At 41.6% G+C, this 20,755-nt stretch carries 17 protein-coding genes and 5 tRNA genes; 19 read left to right on the plus strand and 3 right to left on the minus strand.

Annotation, left to right across the window (positions count from 1 at the left end; all coding sequences use genetic code 11):
• The 3 genes from ACGE0T_RS02335 to ACGE0T_RS02345 all read right to left on the minus strand — a co-directional run bounded on the left by ACGE0T_RS02335 (position 1) and on the right by ACGE0T_RS02345 (position 3,574).
• Positions 1-1,167, minus strand: a complete 1,167-nt coding sequence (locus ACGE0T_RS02335) for a serine hydrolase domain-containing protein (RefSeq protein ID WP_459188946.1) — start codon at positions 1,165-1,167, stop codon at positions 1-3.
• Complete coding sequence (locus ACGE0T_RS02340) at positions 1,168-1,701, minus strand: gamma carbonic anhydrase family protein (RefSeq protein WP_459188947.1); 534 nt, start codon at positions 1,699-1,701, stop codon at positions 1,168-1,170.
• Between the two features lie 88 nt (positions 1,702-1,789).
• Entirely contained in the window at positions 1,790-3,574 is a 1,785-nt protein-coding gene (locus tag ACGE0T_RS02345) for an aminopeptidase P family protein (protein WP_459188948.1), read from the minus strand.
• A 367-nt stretch (positions 3,575-3,941) separates the two neighbouring features.
• On the opposite strand from ACGE0T_RS02345, the gene mtnA reads away from it, so the two are divergent.
• The 19 genes from mtnA to ACGE0T_RS02440 all read left to right on the plus strand — a co-directional run bounded on the left by mtnA (position 3,942) and on the right by ACGE0T_RS02440 (position 20,746).
• On the plus strand, positions 3,942-4,997 hold the full coding sequence (gene mtnA / locus ACGE0T_RS02350; RefSeq protein WP_459188949.1) for an S-methyl-5-thioribose-1-phosphate isomerase: 1,056 nt from the start codon (positions 3,942-3,944) through the stop codon (positions 4,995-4,997).
• A 108-nt stretch (positions 4,998-5,105) separates the two neighbouring features.
• A complete protein-coding gene (rpsU, locus tag ACGE0T_RS02355; protein ID WP_459188950.1) occupies positions 5,106-5,297 on the plus strand; it encodes a 30S ribosomal protein S21 in 192 nt (63 codons plus the stop codon).
• Positions 5,298-5,379: 82 nt separating this feature from the next.
• A complete protein-coding gene (locus tag ACGE0T_RS02360) occupies positions 5,380-6,276 on the plus strand; it encodes a tyrosine recombinase XerC (RefSeq protein WP_459190403.1) in 897 nt (298 codons plus the stop codon).
• Positions 6,277-6,278: 2 nt separating this feature from the next.
• Entirely contained in the window at positions 6,279-6,578 is a 300-nt protein-coding gene (hpf, locus tag ACGE0T_RS02365) for a ribosome hibernation-promoting factor, HPF/YfiA family (RefSeq protein ID WP_459188951.1), read from the plus strand.
• A 96-nt stretch (positions 6,579-6,674) separates the two neighbouring features.
• Positions 6,675-6,748, plus strand: a tRNA-Thr gene (locus ACGE0T_RS02370).
• A 96-nt stretch (positions 6,749-6,844) separates the two neighbouring features.
• A tRNA-Tyr gene (locus tag ACGE0T_RS02375) sits at positions 6,845-6,927 on the plus strand.
• A 44-nt stretch (positions 6,928-6,971) separates the two neighbouring features.
• Positions 6,972-7,044, plus strand: a tRNA-Gly gene (locus ACGE0T_RS02380).
• Positions 7,045-7,053: 9 nt separating this feature from the next.
• Positions 7,054-7,125, plus strand: a tRNA-Thr gene (locus ACGE0T_RS02385).
• A gap of 51 nt (positions 7,126-7,176) precedes the next feature.
• Entirely contained in the window at positions 7,177-8,364 is a 1,188-nt protein-coding gene (gene tuf, locus ACGE0T_RS02390; protein WP_459188952.1) for an elongation factor Tu, read from the plus strand.
• Between the two features lie 46 nt (positions 8,365-8,410).
• Positions 8,411-8,483 (plus strand) — tRNA-Trp (locus ACGE0T_RS02395).
• A 19-nt stretch (positions 8,484-8,502) separates the two neighbouring features.
• Positions 8,503-8,697 carry a preprotein translocase subunit SecE gene (gene secE / locus ACGE0T_RS02400; RefSeq protein ID WP_459188953.1) on the plus strand — a complete coding sequence of 65 codons (195 nt, stop codon included), beginning with the start codon at positions 8,503-8,505 and terminating at the stop codon, positions 8,695-8,697.
• 12 nt (positions 8,698-8,709) lie between these two features.
• Positions 8,710-9,252 carry a transcription termination/antitermination protein NusG gene (gene nusG, locus ACGE0T_RS02405; protein ID WP_459188954.1) on the plus strand — a complete coding sequence of 181 codons (543 nt, stop codon included), beginning with the start codon at positions 8,710-8,712 and terminating at the stop codon, positions 9,250-9,252.
• 72 nt (positions 9,253-9,324) lie between these two features.
• Positions 9,325-9,768 (plus strand): 50S ribosomal protein L11, encoded by a 444-nt coding sequence (rplK, locus tag ACGE0T_RS02410; protein WP_459188955.1) that lies wholly within the window; start codon positions 9,325-9,327, stop codon positions 9,766-9,768.
• Between the two features lie 15 nt (positions 9,769-9,783).
• Positions 9,784-10,482: a 50S ribosomal protein L1 gene (gene rplA / locus ACGE0T_RS02415; protein WP_459188956.1), complete on the plus strand. Its 699-nt coding sequence runs from the start codon at positions 9,784-9,786 to the stop codon at positions 10,480-10,482.
• Between the two features lie 16 nt (positions 10,483-10,498).
• Positions 10,499-11,029: a 50S ribosomal protein L10 gene (rplJ, locus tag ACGE0T_RS02420; protein WP_459188957.1), complete on the plus strand. Its 531-nt coding sequence runs from the start codon at positions 10,499-10,501 to the stop codon at positions 11,027-11,029.
• Positions 11,030-11,074: 45 nt separating this feature from the next.
• Complete coding sequence (gene rplL / locus ACGE0T_RS02425) at positions 11,075-11,452, plus strand: 50S ribosomal protein L7/L12 (RefSeq protein WP_005637133.1); 378 nt, start codon at positions 11,075-11,077, stop codon at positions 11,450-11,452.
• Between the two features lie 106 nt (positions 11,453-11,558).
• Positions 11,559-15,371, plus strand: coding sequence for a DNA-directed RNA polymerase subunit beta (gene rpoB, locus ACGE0T_RS02430; protein WP_459188958.1), 3,813 nt, complete (start codon positions 11,559-11,561; stop codon positions 15,369-15,371).
• Between the two features lie 73 nt (positions 15,372-15,444).
• Entirely contained in the window at positions 15,445-19,731 is a 4,287-nt protein-coding gene (gene rpoC / locus ACGE0T_RS02435; RefSeq protein WP_459188959.1) for a DNA-directed RNA polymerase subunit beta', read from the plus strand.
• A 151-nt stretch (positions 19,732-19,882) separates the two neighbouring features.
• Entirely contained in the window at positions 19,883-20,746 is an 864-nt protein-coding gene (locus ACGE0T_RS02440; RefSeq protein ID WP_459188960.1) for an endonuclease/exonuclease/phosphatase family protein, read from the plus strand.
• Positions 20,747-20,755 lie beyond the last annotated feature (9 nt).

Raw genomic sequence — 20,755 nt, forward strand, 5'->3', positions numbered from 1 at the left:
TTAGTTTGTATTCGATTCTGCGTTGTTTATGATATCCATTGCCGCATCCAACCATAACAGCATATCTTCGGTCATGTTCTGGCTGCCGACAAGTTCTTTACTTTGTTTGTTGCCTAAGCGGACAACAACCGCGTTTTTATCGGGGATGGCAAATATATATTGCCCGTAAAGCCCCCGCATATAGGGAATATCCTGTCCTTTGTAGGTCAGTACCCAGTATTGGAAGCCGTATTGACGGTTCGGTTCGTCCGTTTTAGGATCATGCAAGCTGCTGTCCGGAGTGGTAGCCTCTTTCAGGTAGTTTTCGGAAACCAGTTGTTTGCCGTTCCAGCTTCCTTTATTTAATATCAACTGTCCGAAACGGGCAAAGTCGCGGGCATTACTGTTGAAGCAGCAATAGGCTTTTTCCATTCCGTCTTTTTTATCGAGGCTCCACAGGGCGTCTTCCTCTGCCTGCATGGGAGTCCATAGTTTCCGGGAAACGTAGGAGCAGATGTCTTCCCCGATCGCTTTCTCTACCAGAAAAGCCAGTAGTTGGGTTACACCGCTCTGGTAAATGAATTCTACCCCCGGCTCTTTGATTTCTTTCATGCCGAAAGCGATTTCAGCCAGGTCGTTTCCGTAATAAAGTTTGGTAGTGGGGGAGAAGGGCGAAGCATAAGCCTCCTGAAAGTCGAATCCGGCACTCATCGTCAGCAGATGGCGGATGGTGAGCGGTTTTCCGTTGTATCCGGCAAATTCGGGGAAGAAGTCGCTGACCGGCTGGTCTACGCTCTTAATAAAACCATCGTCGATGGCACATCCGGTGGCAAGCGAAATAATGCTTTTAGCCATCGAAAACGAATTACTGTGGGAAGAGGGCGAGTAGCCGTCCCAGTATTGTTCGAAAAGAAGGGCACTGTCTTTTATGATGACATAAGCAACCGTGCTGTAGTCCTCAAATTCGGGAACATACTTTTCCGGCAGGGATAATGTGTTAAAAACAGCTGCCTCTTTCCAGGGGGCAGGGTCGCCTGCTTTTACGATCCGGTTTTCAAATATCGGATATTGGTCAATCTTCGGGAATAAGTGGATTAGTGTCTGGCGAAGGTAGTAATTGGAGGGTAATGCCAGATACCCTCCAATGCAGCAAACTACCAACAGTATTGCCCATCCTGTTTTTTTCATTTATTGTTCTCCTTTTTCTTCTTCTTTGTACCAGGAAGCGTACATGTGGTAATTCTTAGCAATCTTCTGGTTGATTTCCTTCGCTTGTTCCGGGTCTACCTTCTTTACGAATTTAGCAGGAACGCCGGCATAGATACTGCCCGGTTCCACAATTGTTTTGCTAAGTACCACAGAACCGGCTGCTATGATGGCACCTTCTCCGATGACTGCATGGTCCAATACGACCGAGCCCATGCCGATTAAAGCGCCGTTGCATATTTTAGCGCCGTGAATCGTTACGTTATGGCCTACGGAAACGTCATCGCCAATCTCGATGGTCGACTTTTCGTATAGGGTATGTAATACGGAACCGTCTTGTATGTTTACTCCGTTGCCGATACGGATGGAGTTTACATCACCGCGCAGCACGGTTCCGAACCAAATACTGCAACCCTCTCCAATTTCAACATCTCCAATGATGCAGGCATTGTCTGCCAAGAATGTGTCTTTACCGATTTTCGGGGTAAAGCCTCTTACTGATTTTATTATTGCCATAGTTTTATAGTTGACAAGTGACAGTTGGCAGTTGACAGTTAAAAACAGCTTTGAAACTGTCAACTGTCACTTGTCAACTGTCAACTGTTTAGATTTCTGCTGTTTTATGTTTTAACCACGCTTTCTCCTCTTCGTCAAGGTATGGACTTAGTTTCTCATAGACCATCTGATGATATTTGTTCAGCCAGGCAAGTTCGCGTACCGAAAGCATGGAGGCGATAACCAGGCTGGTATCTATATAACAAAGCGTGATTGTCTCGAAGCTGAGGAATTTACCGAATTCTGTTTCGCTGTCTTCACGGACAACAATCATATTTTCCGTACGGATGCCGTATTCTCCGGCACGGTACATGGCTGGTTCGTCACTCATCACCATTCCGGGTTTCAGTACAACCGGGTTTTCTTCCATTCGGATACTTTGTGGGCCTTCATGTACATTCAGGCAATGCCCGATACCGTGGCAGGTTCCGTGCAAATAGTTGATTCCGGCATCCCATAAGGCTTTTCGTGCAAAAGCATCAATCAGGCAACCGCGTATTCCGGCAGGGAATTTGCATTTGGCAATGCTGATCGTTCCTTTCAGTGCACGGGTGAAATCCTTTTTCATCTGTTCGGTTGGTTCGCCGAGGGCAATTGTACGAGTCACGTCGGTGGTTCCGTCCATGTATTGGGCGCCGGAGTCTAACAGGTAAAGGCTTTCGCGTTTCAGTTCGGTGTCGGTTTCCGGTGTCGGGCTGTAGTGAACCACAGCGGCATTCGGTCCGTAGCTGGATATACTGCCGAAACTGTTCATGATATATAAAGGCTGTTCGGCACGCAGTTCCGTTAGTTTGAAGGCTGCGCTGAGCTCTGTGACTTTTTCGCCGGCTGCCAGTTCCTTTTCCAGCCAGTAGAAGAACTTGGTCAGGGCTACTCCGTCTTTCTCCACAGCATTCCGGAAACCTTTGATTTCAGTTTCGTTTTTGATACTCTTTAGGTGGTTTGCCGGAGATATATCTTCAATCACCGTACAACTTGCCGGGAGGGCATTGTAGATAGCCACATTCGTTTTGTTTCCATCGAGAAATACGACAGTCTCTTCCGGTAGGCGGGAGAGGTAAGTATATAACATGGAATAATCTGCCAGTTTCACACCTTCGTGTTTCAGGCGTTTGATAACTTCTGTCGTCAACTTTTTGGGATTGATAAAGAGCACGCTTTCTTTTTCGGAAATGAAGGCATAGCTGATAACAACCGGATTGTAGGTTACATCCGTGCCACGGATATTGAATGTCCATGCAACTTCATCCAATGCGGAGAGGACAGTGCAATCGGCTCCGGCTTCGTGTACTTTGTCGTTGATGGCAATCAGTTTGTCTTCTGTGGATTGCCCGCTCAATTCGACCGGCATTTCAAACAACGGAGCATCGGGGATTGCCGGACGGTCTTTCCAAATCGGGTCAATCAGGCTGAGGTCTGTTTTCAGCAGGATGCCTTTTTTCTTCAATTTGAGTTTAAGCACGCGTGCGTCGGCTGCGCTGTAAGTTTCACCGTTTAATCCTACGGTCTGTCCTTCGCTCAGTTCATGGAGCAAAAAATCCGGAATGGTCGGTGTTTCCGGCAATATCTTATATAATTCGATACCGCTTCCTTCCAACTGGCTTGCCGCTTGCAGGAAGTAGCGGGAGTCTGTCCATAAGCCAGCTTTGCTGGCTGTGATAACAACCGTTCCTGCCGAACCGTTGAAACCGGAAATCCATTCGCGGTATTTCCAGCAATCGGCGGGATACTCACTCATATGCGGATCGGAAGTCGGGATGATATAGGCATCGATGTTCTGTTTTGCCATTTCTTCCCGTAGCGCTATAATTCTTTCAGAAATGTTCGTTTTCATTGTATTCTGTTTTTTTAGTCAACGTTACTTTGCAAAAATAGTAAATATCGATTAGGAATAATGCTTGTTTAAATATTATTTGCCATCCGTATCCAGTACAAAAACAACGAAAGTACAACTTGGAAATGCTTTGCTAAGTATTCTCTTGTATAAGTATGATTTTTCCGGTTCATAGTTATGAATTAGAAAAACCATAGTTATGAATCGGGAAAATCATACTTATGAGGGGGTAAAGGCATTAGGAACTTAATTTGTTTTTGAGTCCCTGGATTTTTGCGATGTATAATATATTAACGTACTTGTACTGACAACCGGGGAATGTTATTATTTTTGCAATCGCTTATTATAGTTGAAACATACATAACAAATGAATCATATAACCTCTTTGAAAACAGTCCGTCTGAGTGACGAAGCCGATGCCGTAATTATTCTGGACCAGACTCAGTTACCGGGTAAGGAAGAGTATGTAAAACTTTTTACACCAGAAGATGTGTGGGATGCCATCTATAAATTAAAGGTACGTGGAGCACCAGCTATCGGGATTGCTGCGGCTTATGGCATTTATATAGGTTGCCGAGGGATAGAAACAGATTCGGTTATTGATTTTCAGAAAGAATTTGGTCGGATAAAAGCATATCTTGCAGGTGCACGTCCGACTGCGGTAAATCTTGTTGCTGCTTTAAACCGGATGGAACGTGTGCTGATAACTCATCAGCAGGAAAACGTTGCACAGATAAAAGAACTGCTGCGAAAGGAATCGGAAGCTATCCGCGAGGAAGATGCCGTAGCATGTCGCCGGATAGGGGAGAATTGTCTTTCATTGCTGAAACCGGGTATTGGAATTTTGACCCATTGCAATGCCGGTCACCTTGCCGTATCGGAATATGGTACAGCATTGGCTCCGGTTTATTTGGGAGAAGAGAGAGGGTATCATTTTAAAGTGTTTGCAGATGAAACCCGCCCGTTGTTACAAGGAGCCCGCCTGACGGCTTATGAATTAAATAAAGCCGGAGTGGATGTGACTTTGATTTGTGATAATATGGCCTCGTCCGTTATGCAGCAAGGTTGGATACAGGCTGTTGTGGTAGGTTGTGACCGGATTGCAGCAAATGGGGATGTTGCGAATAAGATAGGAACCTCAGGTGTCGCTATTCTGGCTCGTCATTACGGAATCCCATTTTACGTATTAGGACCTACATCGACTATCGACATGAAATGTCCTGACGGAAATTCTATTGTAATAGAAGAGCGTAATCCGGATGAGGTTACAAAGCAGTGGTATACCCAAAGAATGGCTCCGGAAGGGATAAATGTATATAATCCAGCATTTGATGTTACTTCCCATGAGCTAATAACGGCAATTATCACAGAAAAAGGCATTCATTATCCTCCTTATGAAGAGAGTTTGCCAGGAAGAGTTTGAACCACAATCTAAAAAAAAGCCGGAAAGTTTTGCTAATAACGAAACAATCAGTAATTTTGCTGCCCAATTTGTGGATATAGTAATTAAACAATAATAATAAATTAAATTATGATCGTAGTTCCATTAAAAGAAGGCGAAAACATTGAAAAAGCGCTGAAGAAATTCAAAAGAAAGTTTGAGAAGACAGGTGTTGTAAAAGAACTGAGAAGCCGTCAGGCATTCGAAAAACCATCTGTTTCAAAAAGAAAGCAAACTATGCGCGCTGTCTATGTTCAGCATTTGCAACAGGTAGAAGAATAAAAAAACAAAATCTGTCTACCTGACTTGTTTTATTGAATTCTTATTCCTATTTTCGTTGCATAAAAGTTGATGCAACGTGAATATGTTGATTGATTCGTTTTTAGATTATCTTCGGTATGAAAGGAATTATTCCGATTATACAGTGCAGGCCTATTCGAAAGATCTGCAGCAGTTCGAAGATTTTGTAAAAGAGAAAAAAGAAGGCATATTTGTGCCGGAAGAGATTGATACGGATATTGTAAGAAATTGGATTATTTTTTTATTGGATGAGAAGATTTCTCCTGTATCGGTTAACCGGAAATTAAGTTCTTTGAAATCTTTTTTTAAATTCCTTATGAAGCAGGGACTCGTTTCTGTGAATCCATTGAGGTTTGTAGCCGGTCCTAAAACAAAAAAGCCGTTACCTGCTTTTGTAAAAGAGAAGGATATGGAGGTTTTGTTGGATGGGGATGGATTTGATGAGGATTTTGAGGGTGTGAGAGATCGGTTGATGCTGGAAATGTTATATGATACCGGTATACGGCGTTCTGAACTTGTCGGTTTGAAAAAAACGGACGTAGATTATGATGCTTTGCAAATAAAGGTGACAGGTAAACGAAATAAACAGCGATTGATCCCTTTTGCAGAAAGATTAAAAAACTTGATGCTTGCATACACTGAAGTCCGGAATCGTGAAGTTGGAGCAGGGAGCGAATGGTTCTTTGTAAAGAAGAACGGGGAACAAATTTCGGTGGGTATTCTTTATACGGTAGTAAAAAAGAAACTTTCGGAAATTCCTACATTAGCAAAATGCAGTCCTCACGTTTTACGACATTCATTTGCAACAAGTATGTTGAATAATGGAGCGGAGTTGAATGCTGTGAAAGAGTTATTGGGACACAGCAGTCTGGCTTCCACCAGTATTTATACACATACAACCTTTGAGGAATTAAAAAAAGTGTATCATGCTCATCCAAGAGCACAAAAAGAAGGAGGTTAATTATGGACGTTAGAATTCAAGCAATCCATTTTGACGCAACAGATCAATTAGAAGCGTTTATTCAGAAGAAAGTAGCTAAGTTAGAACAATATTTTGACGGTATTCTATCGGCAGAGGTTAGTTTAAAGGTTGTTAAGCCTGAATCTGCAAAGAATAAAGAAGCTGCAATCCGGTTGATTATTAAAAATGGAGATTGTTTTGCTGAAAAGGTAAATGATACTTTTGAAGAATCTGTGGACGAATGCGTAGAAGCATTGCAGAAACAGTTGGTTAAATTCAAGGAAAAAATCAGAGCCAAATAAAAAAAACGGTAGATAAATTTGGTATGTAAGAAATAATGCCTAAATTTGCAGCCGTTTCGCCTTGGTGACGAAACGGCTGTTTTTTGAAGCAGGCTTGCCTCTTTAGCTCAGTTGGCCAGAGCACGTGATTTGTAATCTCGGGGTCGTTGGTTCGAATCCGACAAGAGGCTCAAAAATAGTTGACAGTGGAAAGTTGACAGTTGACAGTTTATGTCGCTTTCCTGTTTTTTATCTGTCAGCTGTCAATTTTCAACTGTCAACTGTTTGGGCAGTTACCAGAGTGGCCAAATGGGGCTGACTGTAACTCAGCTGGCTTTCGCCTTCGGTGGTTCGAATCCATCACTGCCCACACAAGTGAAACAATTCATGAGCTGGATTGGTTCGTTTGAAATTGCGGAAGTAGCTCAGTTGATAGAGCATTAGCCTTCCAAGCTGAGGGTCGCGGGTTTGAGCCCCGTCTTCCGCTCTTTTTATTGCCTGTGTAGCTCAGCGGTAGAGCACTTCCTTGGTAAGGAAGAGGTCCCGAGTTCAAGTCTCGGCACCGGCTCAATGATATTTTTAGAACATGATCATTAATCAAATAAAGAACAATTAAGTTATGGCAAAAGAGAAATTTGACAGATCGAAACCACATGTTAACATTGGTACGATTGGTCACGTAGACCACGGTAAAACTACTTTGACAGCTGCTATTACAACAGTATTGGCAAAGAAAGGTCTTTCAGAACTGCGTTCATTCGACTCTATCGATAACGCTCCTGAAGAAAAAGAAAGAGGTATTACTATTAACACTTCTCACGTTGAGTATTCGACTGCAAATCGTCACTACGCTCACGTAGACTGTCCGGGTCACGCCGACTATGTTAAGAACATGGTTACTGGTGCTGCTCAGATGGACGGTGCTATCATCGTAGTTGCTGCAACTGATGGTCCTATGCCTCAGACTCGTGAACACATCCTTTTGGCTCGTCAGGTAAACGTACCGAGACTGGTTGTATTCATGAACAAATGTGATATGGTAGACGACGAAGAAATGTTGGAATTGGTTGAAATGGAAATGAGAGAACTTCTTTCATTCTATGATTTCGACGGTGACAATACTCCTATTATTCGTGGTTCTGCTCTGGGTGCATTGAATGGTGATGCAAAATGGGAAGATAAAGTAATGGAGTTGATGGATGCTGTTGATACATGGATTCCTCTGCCTCCGCGTGAAGTTGACAAACCTTTCTTGATGCCGGTTGAAGACGTGTTCTCTATCACAGGTCGTGGTACTGTAGCTACAGGTCGTATCGAAACAGGTATCGTAAAAGTTGGTGAAGAAGTTCAGATCATCGGTTTAGGTGCTGATGGAAAGAAATCTGTTGTAACTGGCGTTGAAATGTTCCGCAAACTGTTGGATCAGGGTGAAGCTGGTGATAACGTAGGTCTGTTGCTTCGTGGTATCGACAAAAACGAAATCAAACGTGGTATGGTAATTTGCCACCCGGGTAAAGTGAAAGAACACTCTAAATTCAAAGCTGAGGTTTATATCCTGAAGAAAGAAGAAGGTGGTCGTCACACTCCGTTCCACAACAAATATCGTCCTCAGTTCTATATCCGTACATTGGACGTGACAGGTGAAATCACTCTTCCGGAAGGAACTGAAATGGTAATGCCTGGTGATAACGTAACAATCGAAGTAGAATTGATCTATCCGGTTGCTTGTAACGTAGGTCTTCGTTTCGCTATCCGCGAAGGTGGTCGTACAGTAGGTGCTGGTCAGATTACAGAATTAGAAAACTAATTCAAAATAATAATATAGCCAGTCTTGTTAAGGGACTGGCTATTTTACGGAAGTAGCTCAGTCGGTAGAGCACTGGTCTCCAAAACCAGGTGTCGGGAGTTCGAGCCTCTCCTTCCGTGCTAAAAATCTATAGATTCGATGAAAAAGATAATTAATTATATTAAGGAATCTTATAACGAACTTGTTTATAAAGTTTCTTGGCCAACTAGAAAAGAACTTTCCAATAGTGCAGTGGTTGTTATGTTTGCTTCCCTGATAATCGCTGTCGTAATTTTTCTTGTTGACTTAGGCTTTGAAGGTGTGATGCGTTTCTTCTATGAGAAAATCTTTTAATCAGTGGTAGGTATGTCTGATGTCCAAAAGAAATTTTATGTTCTGCGCGCTATTAGCGGTAAGGAAAATAAAGTCAGAGAGTATCTCGAAGCTGAATTGAAGAATACAGACTTGGGAGAATATGTGTCACAAGTTCTTATTCCTACAGAGAAGACTTTCACGGTACGTAATGGTAAGAAAGTAATGAAAGAAAGAGCTTACTTGCCGGGGTATGTATTAGTTGAAGCTGCTTTAGTAGGAGAAGTCGCCCATCGATTAAGAAACATTCCTAACGTAATTGGATTTTTAGGTGGATCGGATAATCCCGTACCTTTACGTCCCGCTGAAGTAAACCGTATTTTAGGTACGGTGGATGAATTGCAGGAACAACAGGATGACCTGGATATTCAATTTTATGTTGGTGAAAACGTTAAAATCACTTTTGGACCGTTTAGCGGTTTCACGGGTGTAATCGAAGAGGTCAACGCCGAGAAAAAGAAACTCAAGGTTATGGTGAAAGTCTTCGGACGTAAAACACCGCTTGAGTTGGGTTATATGCAAGTTGAGAAAGAATAATACTTTTTTTGTTACGAATTGTATTACTGCTTTCTGTTATCGATGTTATATATCTAAAAAAATTTAGAAACAATGGCTAAAGAAGTTGCTGGACAAATCAAATTGCAGATTAAAGGAGGAGCAGCAAACCCTTCTCCCCCAGTAGGACCTGCTTTAGGTTCTAAGGGTATTAATATTATGGAGTTTTGCAAGCAATTTAATGCCAGAACCCAAGACAAGGCTGGTAAGATTTTACCTGTGGTAATTACTTACTATGCTGATAAGTCTTTCGACTTTGTTGTTAAAACCCCTCCTGTTGCTATCCAATTGTTGGAAGCTGCAAAACAGAAGAGTGGTTCTGCTGAGCCGAATCGTAAGAAGATTGCTGAAATCTCTTGGGATCAGGTAAGAACTATTGCAGAGGACAAATTAGTCGACTTGAACTGCTTTACTGTAGAGTCTGCCATGAGAATGGTTGCTGGTACAGCTAGAAGTATGGGTATCGCTGTTAAAGGGACATTCCCGGTTAATAACTAATAAACTTCAATTGAGATGAGTAAACTTACAAAAAATCAAAAGTTGGCTTTGGGTAAAATTGAAGCTGGGAAAGCATATACATTAAAAGAAGCTTCAGCTTTGGTAAAAGAAATTACCACAACTAAGTTTGACGCTTCTGTAGATGTTGATGTCCGTTTAGGTGTTGACCCTCGTAAAGCCAATCAAATGGTAAGAGGCGTGGTTTCATTGCCTCATGGGACTGGTAAGCAAGTTCGTGTTCTCGCATTATGTACGCCCGACAAGGAAGCTGAAGCAACAGCTGCTGGTGCTGATTTTGTCGGATTAGATGAGTATATTGAAAAGATTAAAGGCGGTTGGACCGATATTGACGTGATTATCACTATGCCTTCAATCATGGGTAAAATCGGTGCTCTGGGTAGAGTATTAGGACCTCGCGGTTTGATGCCTAACCCTAAGAGTGGTACGGTTACCAATGAAATTGGAAACGCGGTGAAGGAAGTTAAACAAGGTAAGATCGACTTTAAGGTAGACAAATCAGGTATTGTCCATACTTCAATCGGTAAGGTATCTTTCAATGCCGATCAGATTCGTGACAATGCAAAAGAATTCATTTCAACTCTTTTGAAATTGAAACCGTCTGCTGCTAAAGGTACATATATAAAGAGCATTTATCTTTCAAGTACAATGAGTGCGGGTATTAAAATTGACCCCAAATCAGTTGAAGAAAACTAATTAAAATTATTGGACAATGAAAAAGGAAGATAAAGGCGTAATTATAAGTCAACTGGCAGAAACTGTAAAATCATATCCTAATTTTTATTTGACTGATATCGAAGCATTGAATGCTGAGAAAACCAGCAAATTGAGACGGGAATGTTTCAAACAGGAAATTAAGTTGGTTGTTGTTAAGAATAACTTGCTTAAGAAAGCATTGGAAAATGTAGAAGGCGATTTTTCTCCTCTATTTGATTCAATGAAAGGCAATACAGCTGTGATGTTCTCACAGGTTGCTAATGCTCCTGCACGTCTGATTAAAGATTTTACTAAAGATGCGAAGAAAGGTCAAATTGCAAAACCTGAATTGAAGGCTGCCTATGTACAGGAAAGTTTCTATGTGGGTGCAGAAAACCTCGACGCTTTAGTAAGCATCAAGAGCAAAAACGAACTTATCGGAGATGTTATCATGTTGTTGCAATCTCCGGCGAAGAACGTTATTTCTGCTCTTCAGTCATCAGGACAAACTATCCATGGTCTGTTGAAGACTTTGGAAGAAAGATAATTTTTTAATTTTTATTTGATAAACAAACATTTAAATCATACAAAAATGGCAGATTTGAAAGCTTTTGCAGAACAATTAGTAAACCTGACCGTAAAAGAAGTTAGCGAACTGGCTACAATCCTGAAAGAAGAATATGGTATCGAACCTGCAGCTGCAGCTGTTGCTGTTGCTGGTCCTGCTGCTGGTGGCGCTGCTGCCGCTGCTGAAGAAAAAACATCTTTCGATGTTGTATTGAAAGCAGCTGGTGCAAATAAATTAGCTATCGTTAAGTTAGTTAAGGAATTAACTGGACTTGGTCTGAAAGAAGCTAAAGATATGGTAGATGGTGCTCCTAGCGCTATCAAAGAAGGAATCGCTAAAGCAGACGCTGAAGCATTGAAGAAACAGTTGGAAGAAGCTGGAGCTGAAGTTGAGCTTAAATAGTATTTATAACCTGGTAATCAGGTGATTTGGTTAAGAGTCTCCCAAAAGGAGATTCTTAACCTTTTTGTGTCTATAATTTCAATAAGTTCAATAAATTCCTTACTAGATGTCTTCAACAGCTGAAAACCAAAGAGTTAATTTTGCTTCGATCAAAAATCAGTTTCCATATCCGGACTTTCTCGAAGTACAATTGAAGTCTTTCCAAGACTTTCTTCAACTTGACACACCTCCAGAGAAAAGAAAGAAGGAGGGTTTGTATAAGGTATTTGCTGAGAATTTCCCTATAGCAGATACTCGTAACAATTTTGTGTTGGAGTTCTTAGATTACTATATAGATCCGCCCCGTTATACAATTGATGAGTGTATTGCTCGTGGATTAACTTATAGTGTACCTTTAAAAGCGAAGTTAAAACTGTATTGTACAGACCCTGATCACGAAGACTTTGATACAGTGATCCAGGATGTATATCTGGGCCCGATCCCGTATATGACGGATAGGGGAACTTTCGTTATAAACGGTGCAGAGCGTGTTGTTGTTTCGCAGTTACACCGTTCTCCTGGCGTATTCTTCGGACAAAGTATTCACGCAAACGGTACGAAGTTGTATTCTGCGCGTATCATACCTTTTAAAGGTTCATGGATCGAGTTTGCAACTGACATCAATAATGTGATGTATGCTTACATCGACCGTAAAAAGAAATTACCTGTAACAACTCTATTAAGAGCCATTGGTTTTGAAAGCGATAAGGACATTCTTGAAATCTTCAATCTTGCCGAAGAAGTAAAAGTTACAAAGACTAATCTGAAAAAAATGATTGGTCGTAAATTGGCTGCTCGTGTTTTGAAGACTTGGGTGGAAGATTTCGTGGATGAAGATACCGGTGAAGTTGTTTCTATTGAACGTAATGACGTTATTATTGACCGTGAATCGGTTCTTGATGCCGATAATATTGAGGCTATTCTGGAATCAGGTACACAAAATATTTTGTTGCACCGCGAAGATCAGAATTTGTCCGATTATGCCATCATCTATAATACGCTTCAGAAAGATCCAAGTAACTCTGAAAAAGAAGCTGTATTGTATATTTACCGTCAGTTGCGTAATGCAGAGCCTGCAGATGAAGCAAGTGCCCGTGAAGTAATACAGAATCTGTTCTTCTCTGAAAAACGTTATGATTTAGGTGAAGTAGGGCGTTACAGAATTAATAAAAAGTTGAACCTTTCTACTAATGATGATATAAAGGTTTTAACTAAAGAAGATATAATCGAAATCATCAAATACCTGATTGAATTGATTAATTCGAAAGCTGTAGTTGATGATATCGACCACTTAAGTAACCGTCGTGTACGTACTGTGGGTGAACAGCTGTATAACCAGTTTGGTATTGGTTTGGCTCGTATGTCCCGTACTGTTCGTGAACGTATGAATGTGCGTGATAACGAAGTGTTTACTCCGATAGATTTGATTAATGCGAAGACAATTTCTTCTGTTGTAAATTCTTTCTTCGGAACAAATGCTTTGTCTCAGTTTATGGACCAGACAAACCCGTTGGCTGAGATTACTCATAAACGTCGTCTTTCTGCCCTTGGACCGGGTGGTTTGTCCAGAGAACGTGCTGGCTTCGAGGTTCGTGACGTTCACTATACGCATTATGGTCGTCTTTGTCCTATTGAAACACCGGAAGGTCCGAATATCGGTTTGATTTCCTCTTTGTGCGTATATGCAAAGATTAATGAATTAGGTTTCATATCAACGCCGTATCGTAAGGTCGTAGAAGGAAAAGTTGATTTCTCAGAAGAAGGTCTGGAGTATTATACTGCAGAAGAGGAAGAAGAAATGACGATTGCACAGGGTAATGCTCCATTGGACGATGAAGGTAAATTTGTCCGTGATAGGGTAAAAGCTCGTTTTGAGGCTGATTTCCCTGTTGTTCCGCCTTCTGAAATCGACTTGATGGACGTGGCTCCTCAACAGATTGCTTCCATCGCAGCTTCTTTGATTCCGTTCCTGGAACATGATGATGCGAACCGTGCATTGATGGGATCTAACATGATGCGCCAGGCAGTTCCTTTGTTGCGTACGGATGCTCCTATCGTAGGTACGGGTATTGAAGCTCAGGTAGCTCGTGACTCCCGTACTCAGATTATGGCAGAACGTGCAGGTGAGGTTGTTTACGTAGATGCTACTTGTATCAAGATAAAATATGACCGTACGGAAGATGAAGAGTTTGTTAGCTTCGAAGACGCGGTTGTTTCTTATAATATTCCTAAATGGCGTAAGACGAACCAAAGTACGACTGTAGACTTGCGACCGATTTGCCATCGCGGACAGCGTGTTGCTGCCGGTGATATTTTGACTGAAGGTTATTCTACTCAAAATGGAGAGTTGGCATTAGGACGTAATGTGAAGGTTGCTTATATGCCTTGGAAGGGATATAACTATGAGGATGCTATCGTTCTGAACGAACGTATGGTTCGTGAGGACTTCTTTACTTCTGTTCATGTGGATGAATATATTCTTGAAGTGCGTGAAACAAAACGTGGTATGGAAGAGTTGACTTCTGATATACCTAACGTGAGCGAAGAAGCTACGAAAGATTTGGATGAAAGAGGTATTGTTCGTGTAGGTGCTCGCATCGAACCGGGTGATATATTGATCGGTAAGATTACTCCGAAGGGTGAATCAGATCCTTCTCCGGAAGAAAAATTACTTCGTGCAATCTTTGGTGACAAGGCTGGTGATGTAAAAGATGCTTCTTTAAAAGCAACTCCGTCACTTCGTGGTGTTGTTATCGAAACCGCTCTGTTCTCTAAAGCTGTCAAAAAGCGTAAGTCAAGACTGACAGACAAGGCGATTCTGCCGAAGCTGGATGAAGAATACGAAATGAAGATGGCTGACCTGAAGAATCTGCTGGTAGAAAAAATATTGACTCTTACTAACGGAAAAGTTTCTCAGGGTGTAAAGGATTATATGAATACGGAAGTGATTGCGAAGGGTGCTAAATTCACACGCAAGGCTTTGGAAGAGTTGGATTATAATGCTGTTCAGGTTAGTAAATGGACTGCTGATGCTGATAAAAATGAGCTTATCAAGCAGGTCATATTGAATTACCTGAAGAAATATAAAGAACTGGATGCTGAACTGAGACGTAAGAAATTTGACCTTACGATTGGTGATGAACTGCCCACAGGTATTGTTCAGATGGCTAAAGTTTATATTGCGAAGAAACGTAAGATTCAGGTCGGTGATAAGATGGCAGGTCGTCATGGAAATAAAGGTATTGTTTCCAAGATTGTGCGTCAGGAAGATATGCCGTTCCTTGAAGACGGAACTCCGGTTGATATTTGCTTGAATCCGCTGGGTGTGCCTTCCCGTATGAACCTGGGACAGATATTTGAAGCTGTATTAGGTTGGGCCGGCCGTTCTATGGGCGTTAAGTTTGCGACTCCTATTTTCGACGGTGCTTCATTGGATGATTTGAATGCAATGACAGATAAAGCTGGTGTTCCCCGCTATGGTAAATCTTATCTTTACGATGGTGGAACCGGCGAACGTTTTGACCAGCCGGCTACAGTAGGTGTTACTTACTTCCTGAAACTGGGTCACATGGTTGATGATAAGATGCATGCCCGTTCAATCGGTCCGTACTCTCTTATTACACAGCAGCCTCTGGGTGGTAAGGCACAGTTTGGTGGTCAGCGTTTCGGAGAAATGGAAGTTTGGGCACTGGAAGCATTCGGTGCAGCTCATGTTCTACAAGAAATTCTTACAATTAAGTCTGACGACGTCGTAGGACGTTCTAAAGCATATGAAGCAATAGTGAAAGGTGATCAGATGCCACAACCTGGTATTCCTGAATCTTTGAACGTGTTGCTGCACGAGCTGAGAGGTCTTGGTTTAAGCTTTACTCTTGATTAATTCAACAACAATATAAGTAGATGAGTTTAGGCTCATCTACTTAACCATCGATAACTCTTTATAAATAAACAATATGGCTTTTAGAAAAGAAAACAAGATAAAGAGTAACTTTTCAAAAATAACCATCGGTTTGGCTTCTCCTGAAGAAATTCTTGAGAACTCCAGTGGCGAAGTTTTAAAACCGGAAACGATTAACTATCGTACGTATAAACCTGAACGTGACGGTCTTTTCTGCGAACGTATTTTTGGTCCGATTAAGGATTACGAATGCCATTGCGGTAAATACAAACGTATTCGTTATAAAGGTATTGTCTGCGATCGTTGCGGGGTAGAAGTTACAGAAAAGAAGGTGCGTCGTGAACGTATGGGACATATTCATTTGGTTGTTCCTGTTGCTCACATTTGGTATTTCCGTTCTCTGCCCAACAAAATCGGTTACTTGTTAGGCTTACCAACCAAGAAACTTGATTCAATTATTTACTATGAACGTTATGTTGTTATTCAGCCGGGTTGTGTAGACACTGTTGCTGAATTAGACTTGCTTTCAGAAGAAGAATATCTGCAGATTCTGGATAACCTGCCTAAGGAAAACCAGATGTTGGAAGATACAGACCCGAATAAGTTTATTGCAAAGATAGGTGCAGAAGCTATCTATGATTTGCTGGCTCGTTTGGATTTGGATACATTGTCTTATGAGTTGCGCCACCGTGCTAGTACGGATAGTTCGCAGCAACGTAAGAATGAGGCTTTGAAACGTCTGCAGGTAGTAGAATCTTTCCGTGCGTCTAAAGGACGTAACAAACCGGAATGGATGATCGTGAAAGTAGTACCTGTTATTCCGCCGGAATTGCGTCCGTTGGTTCCGCTGGATGGTGGTCGTTTTGCAACTTCAGATTTGAATGATTTGTATCGTCGTGTTATTATCCGTAATAACCGTCTGAAACGATTAATTGATATTAAGGCTCCGGAAGTAATCTTACGTAATGAAAAACGTATGCTTCAGGAAGCTGTGGACTCTTTGTTTGATAACTCTCGTAAATCGAGTGCTGTTAAAACAGATGCTAACCGTCCGTTGAAATCTCTTTCTGACAGTTTGAAAGGTAAACAAGGTCGTTTCCGTCAGAACTTGTTAGGTAAACGTGTTGACTATTCAGCTCGTTCGGTTATCGTTGTAGGTCCGGAATTGAAAATGCACGAATGTGGTCTGCCTAAAGGTATGGCTGCAGAACTTTATAAACCTTTCGTTATTCGTAAATTGATAGAACGCGGTATTGTAAAGACGGTTAAATCTGCAAAGAAGATTGTAGACCGTAAAGAACCCGTTGTTTGGGATATTTTGGAATATGTGATGAAAGGTCATCCTGTATTATTGAACCGTGCTCCGACACTGCACCGTCTGGGTATCCAAGCATTCCAGCCTAAGCTGATTGAAGGTAAGGCTATCCAGTTGCATCCGTTAGCTTGTACGGCGTTTAATGCCGACTTTGACGGTGACCAGATGGCTGTTCACTTGCCTTTAGGTAATGAGGCTATTTTGGAAGCGCAGATGTTGATGCTTGCTTCTCATAACATTTTGAACCCGGCCAATGGTGCTCCTATTACTGTGCCTTCTCAGGATATGGTGTTAGGTTTGTACTATATTACGAAGATTCGTAAGAATACGTTAGGTGAAGGTCTGGTGTTCTATGGCCAGGAAGAAGCAACAATTGCATATAATGAAAAGAAGGTGGATATCCACGCTCCGATTAAAGTATATGTAGATGACATCGACGGAGAAGGTAACCCGGTTAGGAAGCAGGTTGAAACTTCAGTCGGACGTTTAATGGTAAATGAATTTGTTCCGGCAGAAGTAGGTTATATTAACGAAGTATTAGGAAAGAAGTCTCTTCGTGATATTATCGGTAAGGTAATCAAAACTTGTGGAGTTGCCCGTACGGCCCAGTTCCTTGATGATATTAAGAACTTGGGTTACTATATGGCATTTAAGGGAGGTCTGTCCTTTAACTTGGCGGACGTACTTATTCCACCTGAAAAAGATACATTGGTTAATGAAGGTTATGAAGAAGTTGAGCAGATTCTTGCTAACTATAACATGGGTTTCATTACCTACAACGAACGTTACAACCAGATTATCGATACTTGGACACACGTCAACAGTAAACTGTCTAACATTTTGATTAAACAGTTGACTGAAGATAACGATGGTTTCAACTCTGTCTTTATGATGATGGACTCCGGAGCCCGTGGTTCTAAAGAACAGATTCGCCAGTTGTCTGGTATGCGTGGTTTGATGGCAAAACCGCAGAAGAGCGGTGCTGAAGGTGGTCAGATTATTGAAAACCCGATTCTTTCTAACTTTAAGGAAGGTCTGTCGGTGCTTGAGTACTTTATCTCTACTCACGGTGCCCGTAAAGGTTTGGCGGATACAGCTTTGAAGACTGCCGATGCCGGATATCTGACTCGTCGTCTTGTTGACGTATCGCATGATGTGATTATTAACGAAGAAGACTGTGGTACACTCCGTGGTTTGATTTGTACCGAGTTGAAGAATAATGAAGAAGTTATTGCTTCTTTGTACGAACGTATTCTGGGACGTGTTTCTGTGCATGATATAGTTCATCCTATTACAGGTGAAATTATTGTAAAAGCAGGTGAAGAAATTCGTGAAGATGCAGCTAAGAAGATTCAGGAATCTCCGATTGAAAGTGTTGAAATCCGTTCAGTATTGACTTGTGAATCCAAGAAGGGTGTTTGTGCTAAGTGTTACGGACGTAACCTTGCAACTAACCGGATGGTTCAGAAAGGTGAAGTTGTAGGGGTTATCGCTGCACAGTCTATCGGTGAGCCGGGTACACAGTTAACATTGCGTACATTCCACGTCGGTGGTATCGCGTCTAACATTGCAACAGAAAATAGTATTACATCTAAATACGACGGTATTCTGGAAATAGACGAACTTCGTGCTGTAGAAGCTACAGAAGGAGGAAAGAACTTCCAGGTTGTAGTGAGCCGTTTGGCCGAAATGCGTATTGTGGATCCGAATACTAAAATTGTATTGCTGACTCATAATATACCTTACGGTTCTAAATTATTTTTCAATAACGGAGATAAGATTTCAAAGGGTGATGTAATTATTGAATGGGACCCGTTCAATGCTGTTATCGTATCTGAAGTTTCCGGTAAAATCGAATTTGAAAGTTTGGTAGAAAACCTTACTTACAAAGTAGAAAGTGACGAAACTACAGGTTTGAAAGAAAAGATCATCATCGAATCTAAGGATAAGACTAAGGCTCCGGCTGCTCATATCGTTGATGAAAACGGTAATTATCTGAAGAACTATTCTCTGCCTTTGGGTGCTCACGTTGTGAAAGACAATGGTGATGCGGTTAAAGCAGGTGAGGTTTTGGTTAAGATACCGCGTGCAGTAGGTAAGGCTGGTGATATCACTGGTGGTCTTCCTCGTGTTACCGAGTTGTTCGAGGCGCGTAACCCGTCTAATCCGGCTGTCGTTTCTGAAATTGATGGTGAAATAGGCTTCGGTAAAATTAAGCGTGGTAATCGTGAAATCACAGTTACATCCAAACTGGGTGAAGTGAAGAAATATATGGTGCCTTTGTCCAAGCAGTTGCTTGTACAGGAGAACGACTATATCCGTGCAGGCATGCCGTTGTCTGATGGTGCTATTACTCCTTCTGATATCTTGGCAATTAAAGGTCCGACAGCTGTTCAGGAATATATCGTGAATGAGGTTCAGGACGTTTATCGTCTACAGGGTGTGAAGATTAACGACAAGCACTTTGAGGTTATCGTTCGTCAGATGATGCGTAAAGTAGAAGTGGTTGATCCGGGAGATACTCGCTTCCTTGAACAGCAGGTTGTTGATAAGCTGGAAGTAATGGATGAAAATGACCGTATCTGGGGCAAGAAAGTTGTTATGGATGCCGGTGATTCTCAGACAATGCAGGCTGGTCAGATTGTAACTGCCCGCAAGTTGAGAGATGAAAACAGTATGTTGAAACGCCGCGACTTGAAATTGGTTCAGGTTCGTGATGCTGTTCCTGCTACTGCAAACCAGATTCTTCAGGGTATTACCCGTGCTGCTTTGCAGACAAACAGTTTTATGTCTGCTGCATCTTTCCAGGAAACTACCAAAGTGTTGAACGAAGCTGCTATCAACGGAAAGGTAGACCGTTTGGAAGGTTTGAAAGAAAATGTAATTTGTGGTCACTTAATTCCTGCAGGTACTGGGCAGCGTGATTTTGATAAATTAGTTGTTGGTGCTAAGGATGAATTTGAACGTATATTTGCCAATCGTAAAAATGTCGTAGACTTTAATACGATGGACAGAGACGATGAATAAAAAGTGATGTCTATATAATAAAAAGCTGTCTGGTAATTCCAGGCAGCTTTTTTTGTGGAAAAAACAAAGAAGTATCTTGTTTTTTTAGTTTGGATAATACCGGAGAGTCTCTATCTTTGTGTATTACCATGAAATTTAAATATTTTGAAATATGAAAAGAATCTTACTTTTATTTGTTGCGGTTTTGTTATCTGCCAATGTCTTATTTGCTCAACGTGCAAAGAATGAGATGAATGTGATGTCTTTTAATATCCGGATGGATACGCCTAACGACAAGGAGAACCAGTGGACATACCGGAAAGATTTGGCCGCCAACGTAATAAAATTCTATGATGTAGATATATTTGGTGCTCAAGAAGTACTGCATCATCAGTTGACAGATTTGCTGGAGCGTTTGCCCGGTTATACTTATGTTGGTGTAGGACGGGAAGATGGTAAAACAAAAGGTGAATATTCTCCGATTTTCTTCAAGAAAGATCGTTTTACAGTAGAAGATAGCGGTAACTTCTGGTTGGCTGAAGATATGAATGCAATAGGGAAAAAAGGTTGGGATGCTGCCTGCGAACGCGTGGCGACCTGGGCTATCCTTAAAGATAAAGTTTCAGGTAAGAAATTTTTCTTCTTGAACACTCATTTAGACCATGTAGGAAAAGTTGCTCGTCATGAAGGTGCTTCTCTGGTTTTAGAGCAGGTGAAAGTGAAAGGAAAGAATTTACCTTCTATTGTAACAGGAGACTTTAATGCTGCTCCTGAGGATGAACCTATACAGGTTTTAACAAATGCCAGTGATTCTCGCCATCTGACACATACACGTACTATTGCTCCATTGCGATATGGACCGGAATGGACATTCCACGATTACGGACGTATTCCTTTCGATAAACGTGAATGGATTGATTATATTTTTGTAAAAGGGAATATTAAAGTGCTGAGTCACGGTGTACTGACCGAGACTTTGAATCATTTGTATCCTTCTGATCATTGTCCGGTAATTTCAACTTTGCTTATTCAGTAAAATATCAGG

Source organism: Parabacteroides sp. APC149_11_2_Y6 (assembly GCF_054506995.1).